Raw genomic sequence first — 5,458 nt, 5'->3', positions numbered from 1 at the left:
GACGAGCTCGAGGCGCACCACGAGCTCTGGCCCGGCGAGCCGGCCGAGCGGGTCGCCGGCGGAGAGCGCGACGCCGAGCACGCTCAGCTCGCTCGTGATCGACGCCGCGAAGGCGTCGGCGACGGCGCGGCTCGCGTAGCTCGGCGTCCAGGGCTGGCCTTGCGCGATCGCCCACAGGGCCGGCCTCCGCACGACATATTCGGTCGGCGCGGTCGGGTCGAGCACGACGAGGTCGGTGTTCTCCTGTGCCGCGGCGAGGGCGATCCGGATGCCGTCGGCCGGCACCGGCCGCGCCGCACTGTTCCACGCTGCCATGGCTTCGGCCGAGGTGAACACCGGGAGCACGTTCCGACCGTCCGGTCCGGCGACCGTGATGACCGAGAGTTCCTGGGTCTTGTCGACGAGGAGACCGGCGTCGGTGTGCCCGGAGTCGCCGAGCGCCGTCACGAGCGGGATCAGCAGCCGGGACGAGCGGATCGCGTCGACGACGGCCTCCTCCCCGGACTCCCTGTCGCGGTAGCGGGCGAGGGCGGCGAGGAGGTCGAGCGGGGCCGATCCGTCGTCGTCGGCGTGGTCGTTGGCTTCGAAGGCACGGCCGGCCCAGGGCTGCCCGGCGGAGTCGGCAGGGACGCCGGCGCGACCGGGGCCTCCCTGGCCTTCTGGGCCCCCGGGGAGGCCGGTCGATCCGAGATTAACGGCCGGCGACATCCAGGGCCTCACCGAGGGTGAAGGCGCCGGCGTAGAGCGCCTTGCCCACGATCGCGCCCTCGAGTCCGAGCGGGACCAGCTCGCGCAGGGCGACGAGGTCGGCCAGGCTCGAGATGCCGCCGGAGGCGACGACGGGACGGTCGGTGTGCGCGAGCACCTGCCGGAGCAGGTCGAGGTTCGGACCCTGCAGAGTACCGTCCTTGGTGACGTCGGTCACGACGTAACGGGAGCAGCCCGCTTCCTCGAGGCGGGCGAGCACCTCCCAGAGGTCGCCGCCTTCCTTCGTCCAACCGCGGGCGGCAAGGGTCGTGCCGCGCACGTCCAGGCCGACGGCGACCTGGTCACCGTGTTCGGCGATCACGCGGGCAGCCCAGTCCGGGTTCTCCAGGGCCGCCGTGCCGAGGTTGATCCGGCTGACGCCCGCGCCGAGCGCCGCCTGCAGGGAGGCGTCGTCGCGGATCCCGCCGGACAGTTCGATCTTGACTCCGGAGACCTCGCGGATGACCCGGCTGATCACGTCGGTGTTCGTGCCGCGCCCGAAGGCCGCGTCGAGATCGACGAGGTGGATCCACTCGGCGCCCTGCCTCGCCCAGTCGAGGGCGGCGTCGACGGGGTCGCCGTAGTTGGTCTCGGTCCCGGCCTCGCCCTGGGTGAGGCGCACGGCCTTGCCGTCTGCGACGTCGACAGCCGGGAGCAGGACGAGGCGGGGGGTGGTTTCAGTCACGGTAGTCCTCAGATCAGGGATGGGTGCGGCCGGGCCGCCGAACAAAAGCGAGAGGGGACGGTCAGTCCCGCAGGGTACCGATCCAGTTCTTCAGCAGGCGGATGCCGGCCTCGCCCGATTTCTCCGGGTGGAACTGGGTCGCGGAGAGCGGTCCGTTCTCGACAGCGGCGAGGAACGGTCCGCCGTGTTCCGCCCAGGTGAGCCGGGGCCGCGGGAACGGCGGCGTGACCTCGAGCGTCCACTCCTGGGCGGCGAAGGAGTGCACGAAGTAGAACCGCTCGTCCTCGATGCCGGCGAAGAGGCGCGAGTCCGGGTCGGGGGTGACGGTGTTCCAGCCCATGTGCGGCAGGATCTTGGCGGGCAGCTGGGCGACGGTGCCGGGCCATTCGCCGAGTCCCTCGGTGTCCGAGCCGCGTTCGACGCCGTGCTCGAACAGGACCTGCATGCCGACGCAGATGCCGAGCACCGGCCGTCCCCCGGCGATGCGGCGGTCGACGATCTCGTCGCCGCGCACGGCGGTGAGGGCGCTCATCACGGCGCTGAACGCTCCGACGCCGGGCACGACGAGGCCGGAAGCCTCGAGGGCGGTGCGGCGGTCGCTCGTCAGGGTCACGTCGGCGCCGGCGAGTTCGAGGGCTTTGACGGCCGAGTGCACGTTGCCGGTGCCGTAGTCGAAGACGACGACGCTCGTCACAGGGCGCCCTTGGTCGAGGGGATGCCGGAGACGAGCGGGTCGTAGGCCTTGGCCTGACGGAAGGCGCGGGCGAAGGCCTTGAATTCGGCCTCGGCGATGTGGTGCGGGTCACGGCCGCCGAGCACGGTGACGTGCACGGTGAGGGCCGCGTTGAATGCGATCGCCTCGAAGACGTGGCGCACCATCGAGCCGGTGAAGTGTCCGCCGATGAGGTGGAACTCGAAGCCGGCAGGCTCCCCGGTGTGCACGAGGTACGGGCGGCCGGAGATGTCGACGACAGCCTGGGCGAGGGCGTCGTCGAGGGGCACGAGCGCGTCGCCGTAGCGGGAGATGCCGGACTTGTCTCCGAGCGCCTGCCGGATGGCGAGTCCGAGCACGATGGCGACGTCTTCGACGGTGTGGTGCACGTCGATCTCGATGTCCCCCGACGCGCGCACGGTGAGGTCGGTCAGCGAGTGCTTGGCGAACGCGGTGAGCATGTGGTCGTAGAACGGCACCGAGGTGTGGATGTCGGAGACGCCGGTGCCGTCGAGGTTGATCGTCAGGTCGATGCTCGACTCGCTCGTCTCCCGCTGCAGGTGCGCGATGCGGGCCTGTGCGGTCGATGACTGTGCGGCCGGTGACTGTGAGCTCATGCGGCTAGTTTATTGGCCCGGGCGGTTACGCGTGGCCCAGTGCTTCGAGGGCGTCGAGGAATACGCTCGTCTCGCGCTCGGTGCCGGCCGTGACCCGCAGGTGGCCGGGGATCCCGACGTCGCGCACGAGGATGCCCTCGGCGAGCAGCGCCTCGAAGGTTCCGCGCGGGTCGGAGACCCCGCCGAACAGCACGAAATTGCTCCAGCTCCGCAAGGGGCGGTAGCCCAGCCGGTGCAGCTCGGTGACGAGGCGGTCGCGCTGGCCGCGGATGTCGTCGACCATGCGCAGCATCTCCGGCGTGTGCGCGAAAGCGGCGACGGCCGCGGCCTGGGTCAGCGCGGAGAGGTGGTACGGCAGGCGCACGAGCCGCAGCGCATCCGTCACGGCCGGGTCGGCGGCGAGGTAGCCCACCCGGGCCCCGGCGAATGCGAAGGCCTTGCTCATCGTGCGGGAGACCAGCAGGCGTTCCCTGCCGGGCAGCAGGGTGAGAGCGGATGCCGTTCCCACCGGAGCGAATTCGGCGTAGGCCTCGTCGACGACCACGATGCCGTCACAGGCGTCGTAGACGGCGGCGATCACGTCGAGAGAGAGCGGGGTGCCGGTCGGGTTGTTCGGGGAGCACAGGAAGACGAGGTCGGGATTGACCCGGTTGACCCAGTCGACGGCGCGTTCCGGGGTGAGTTCGAAGTCGGCGTCGCGGTCACCGGCGACCCAGCGGGTTCCGGTTCCCGAGGCGAGCAACGGGTACATCGAATAGGTGGGGGCGAAACCGAGGAGGGTGCGTCCCGGCCCGCCGAAGGCCTGCAGCACCTGCTGGAGAACCTCGTTGGAGCCGTTGGCCGCCCAGATGTTCTGACGGGTGAGACCGTGTCCGAGGTAGCGGGCCATCGCCTCGCGCAGTTCCGTGAATTCCCGGTCCGGGTACCGGTTGATCCCCCGGATAGCGGCGGCCAGTGCTGCGGCGATGTCGACGGCCACGTCCTCGGGGATGCCGTGGGTGTTCTCATTCACGTTGAGCGCGACCGGCACGTGCAGCTGCGGCGCCCCATAGGGAGTGAGCCCGCGAAGATTGTCGCGGAGAGGCAGGTCGTTGAGACTGGTCACTCCCCCCATGTTACCGATGGGCCTCAGCACCGGCGGGTCATATTGCCCGTGGTTCAGTATTTGGCTTGCTCAGTACTCCGGTGGTTCAGTATCCGGCTTGCTCACTGTCCGGCTTGCTCAGTATCCGGCTTGCTCAGTATTCGGCAGGGAGAGCCAAGCGCTGGCCCGGCTGCACGCTCTCGGAGGGCAGCTGGTTCAGGTTGACGATCTCGGCGATGACCTCGCGCGGATCGGCAGAAGGGGCGATGCGCTCGGCAAGCTGCCACAACGACTGGCCCGACTGGATCGTGACGTAGTCGAAGGTCGTCGCACTTCCACCCGCGTCGGCGCTCATGCCGCTGCCGCTCAAGGTGCTGCCGTCTGCGGCGGCGAGGCCGCCGTTGAGGGCGAGGGCAAGCGCGCCGACGACGAGGGGGACGCCGGCGATCGCGGTCAGCACGGCACGACCGCGCCGGGTGATGCGCAGCCGGGTGTGCGCCCCCGGGACCAGCTCGATTGTTGTGCTCATGTCTGCCTCCTGTGTATTCGTATCCGGCTCTCGGCCGGGAGAGCCGGATACGAAGCTATGTTCCGAATATATATTCGATTGTTCGAACAATCAAGACTTTCTCCGGTTATTATTGGGGTGAAGTACACGACACACTCGAATGAATGTCTGCACTTCGCCCCAGGCTGGTTACAGTTTCGATTGACTGGTGTGAACTCAACCAGCGACCACTGACATTCGGATACGGTCGCCTCACGGCATCCACCGGGGCGACCGCCCGCCACCGCCCACCGCCACCGACAGGAGCGACATCGTGACCCAGGACAGCGTGACCCCGGACAGCGTGACCCCGTTCGCCGGCAGTTCCCCCGAGCGCGGCGGAACACGTCGGAGGAAGAGCCTCAGCGACAAGCAGCGCGCGATCATGGACGTGATCCAGCGCTCTGTCGGCCAGCGCGGCTATCCGCCGAGCATGCGGGAGATCGGTGACGCCGTGGGCCTGTCGTCGCTGTCGAGCGTCACCCACCAGCTCAACCAGCTCCAGCTGAGCGGCTACCTGCGCAGGGACCCGAACCGGCCCCGGGCGCTCGAGGTCCTGATCGAGCTGCCGCAGTCGCCGGAGGACACCGCGGCCGGCGCCGCCGAGAACTTCCAGCAGGGTACCCCGGTGGGCGACGCGGCAATGGTGCCGCTCGTCGGGCGGATCGCGGCCGGTGTTCCGATCATGGCCGACCAGCAGGTCGACGAGATCTTCCCGCTCCCGCGCCAGCTCGTCGGCAAGGGCGAGCTGTTCATGCTCAAGGTCGTCGGCGAATCGATGATCGACGCCGCGATCATGGACGGCGACTGGGTCGTCGTCCGCCAGCAGAAGACCGCGGAGAACGGCGAGATCGTCGCCGCGATGCTCGATGGCGAGGCGACGGTGAAGGTCTTCCGGCAGCGTGACGGCCACACCTGGCTGCTGCCGAGGAACACCAACTTCGAGCCGATCCTCGGTGACCACGCCGAGATCCTCGGCAAGATCGTCGCCGTCCTGCGTTCCCTGTAGCTCCCTGTAGATCCCCCGTGCGCGCCAACTGCGCCGCTTCGCGCCCCGCCAGCCAGG

7 protein-coding genes are annotated in these 5,458 nt (G+C 69.4%); 1 reads left to right on the top strand and 6 read right to left on the bottom strand.

The window, feature by feature from the left end:
* The 6 genes from QN357_RS17685 to QN357_RS17660 form a co-directional block, all read right to left on the bottom strand.
* Window positions 1-708 (bottom strand): SseB family protein (locus tag QN357_RS17685; RefSeq protein WP_323505288.1); only part of this gene is annotated, 708 nt, incomplete at its 3' end.
* A complete protein-coding gene (gene priA, locus QN357_RS17680; protein WP_134446977.1) occupies window positions 692-1,432 on the bottom strand; it encodes a bifunctional 1-(5-phosphoribosyl)-5-((5-phosphoribosylamino)methylideneamino)imidazole-4-carboxamide isomerase/phosphoribosylanthranilate isomerase PriA in 741 nt (246 codons plus the stop codon). The genes priA and QN357_RS17685, both read right to left, overlap by 17 nt.
* Window positions 1,433-1,493: 61 nt before the next feature.
* Window positions 1,494-2,126 carry an imidazole glycerol phosphate synthase subunit HisH gene (hisH, locus tag QN357_RS17675; RefSeq protein ID WP_322136131.1) on the bottom strand — a complete coding sequence of 211 codons (633 nt, stop codon included), beginning with the start codon at window positions 2,124-2,126 and terminating at the stop codon, window positions 1,494-1,496.
* A complete protein-coding gene (gene hisB / locus QN357_RS17670) occupies window positions 2,123-2,761 on the bottom strand; it encodes an imidazoleglycerol-phosphate dehydratase HisB (RefSeq protein ID WP_134446973.1) in 639 nt (212 codons plus the stop codon). Before hisB ends, hisH begins: the two co-directional genes overlap by 4 nt.
* 25 nt (window positions 2,762-2,786) lie before the next feature.
* Window positions 2,787-3,866, bottom strand: a complete 1,080-nt coding sequence (locus tag QN357_RS17665) for a histidinol-phosphate transaminase (protein WP_370294541.1) — start codon at window positions 3,864-3,866, stop codon at window positions 2,787-2,789.
* A 133-nt stretch (window positions 3,867-3,999) separates the two neighbouring features.
* A complete protein-coding gene (locus tag QN357_RS17660) occupies window positions 4,000-4,374 on the bottom strand; it encodes a LysM peptidoglycan-binding domain-containing protein (protein ID WP_134446971.1) in 375 nt (124 codons plus the stop codon).
* Between the two features lie 403 nt (window positions 4,375-4,777).
* Between QN357_RS17660 and lexA the strand changes: the two genes are divergently transcribed.
* Window positions 4,778-5,401 (top strand): transcriptional repressor LexA, encoded by a 624-nt coding sequence (gene lexA / locus QN357_RS17655; protein ID WP_241975417.1) that lies wholly within the window; start codon window positions 4,778-4,780, stop codon window positions 5,399-5,401.
* Window positions 5,402-5,458 lie beyond the last annotated feature (57 nt).

The sequence above is a fragment of the Cryobacterium sp. RTC2.1 genome, assembly GCF_035018685.1.
GTDB lineage: Bacteria > Actinomycetota > Actinomycetes > Actinomycetales > Microbacteriaceae > Cryobacterium > Cryobacterium glucosi.
The sequence above is the reverse complement of the archived record's forward strand: the minus strand, read 5'-3'. Positions and strand labels throughout refer to the sequence as shown.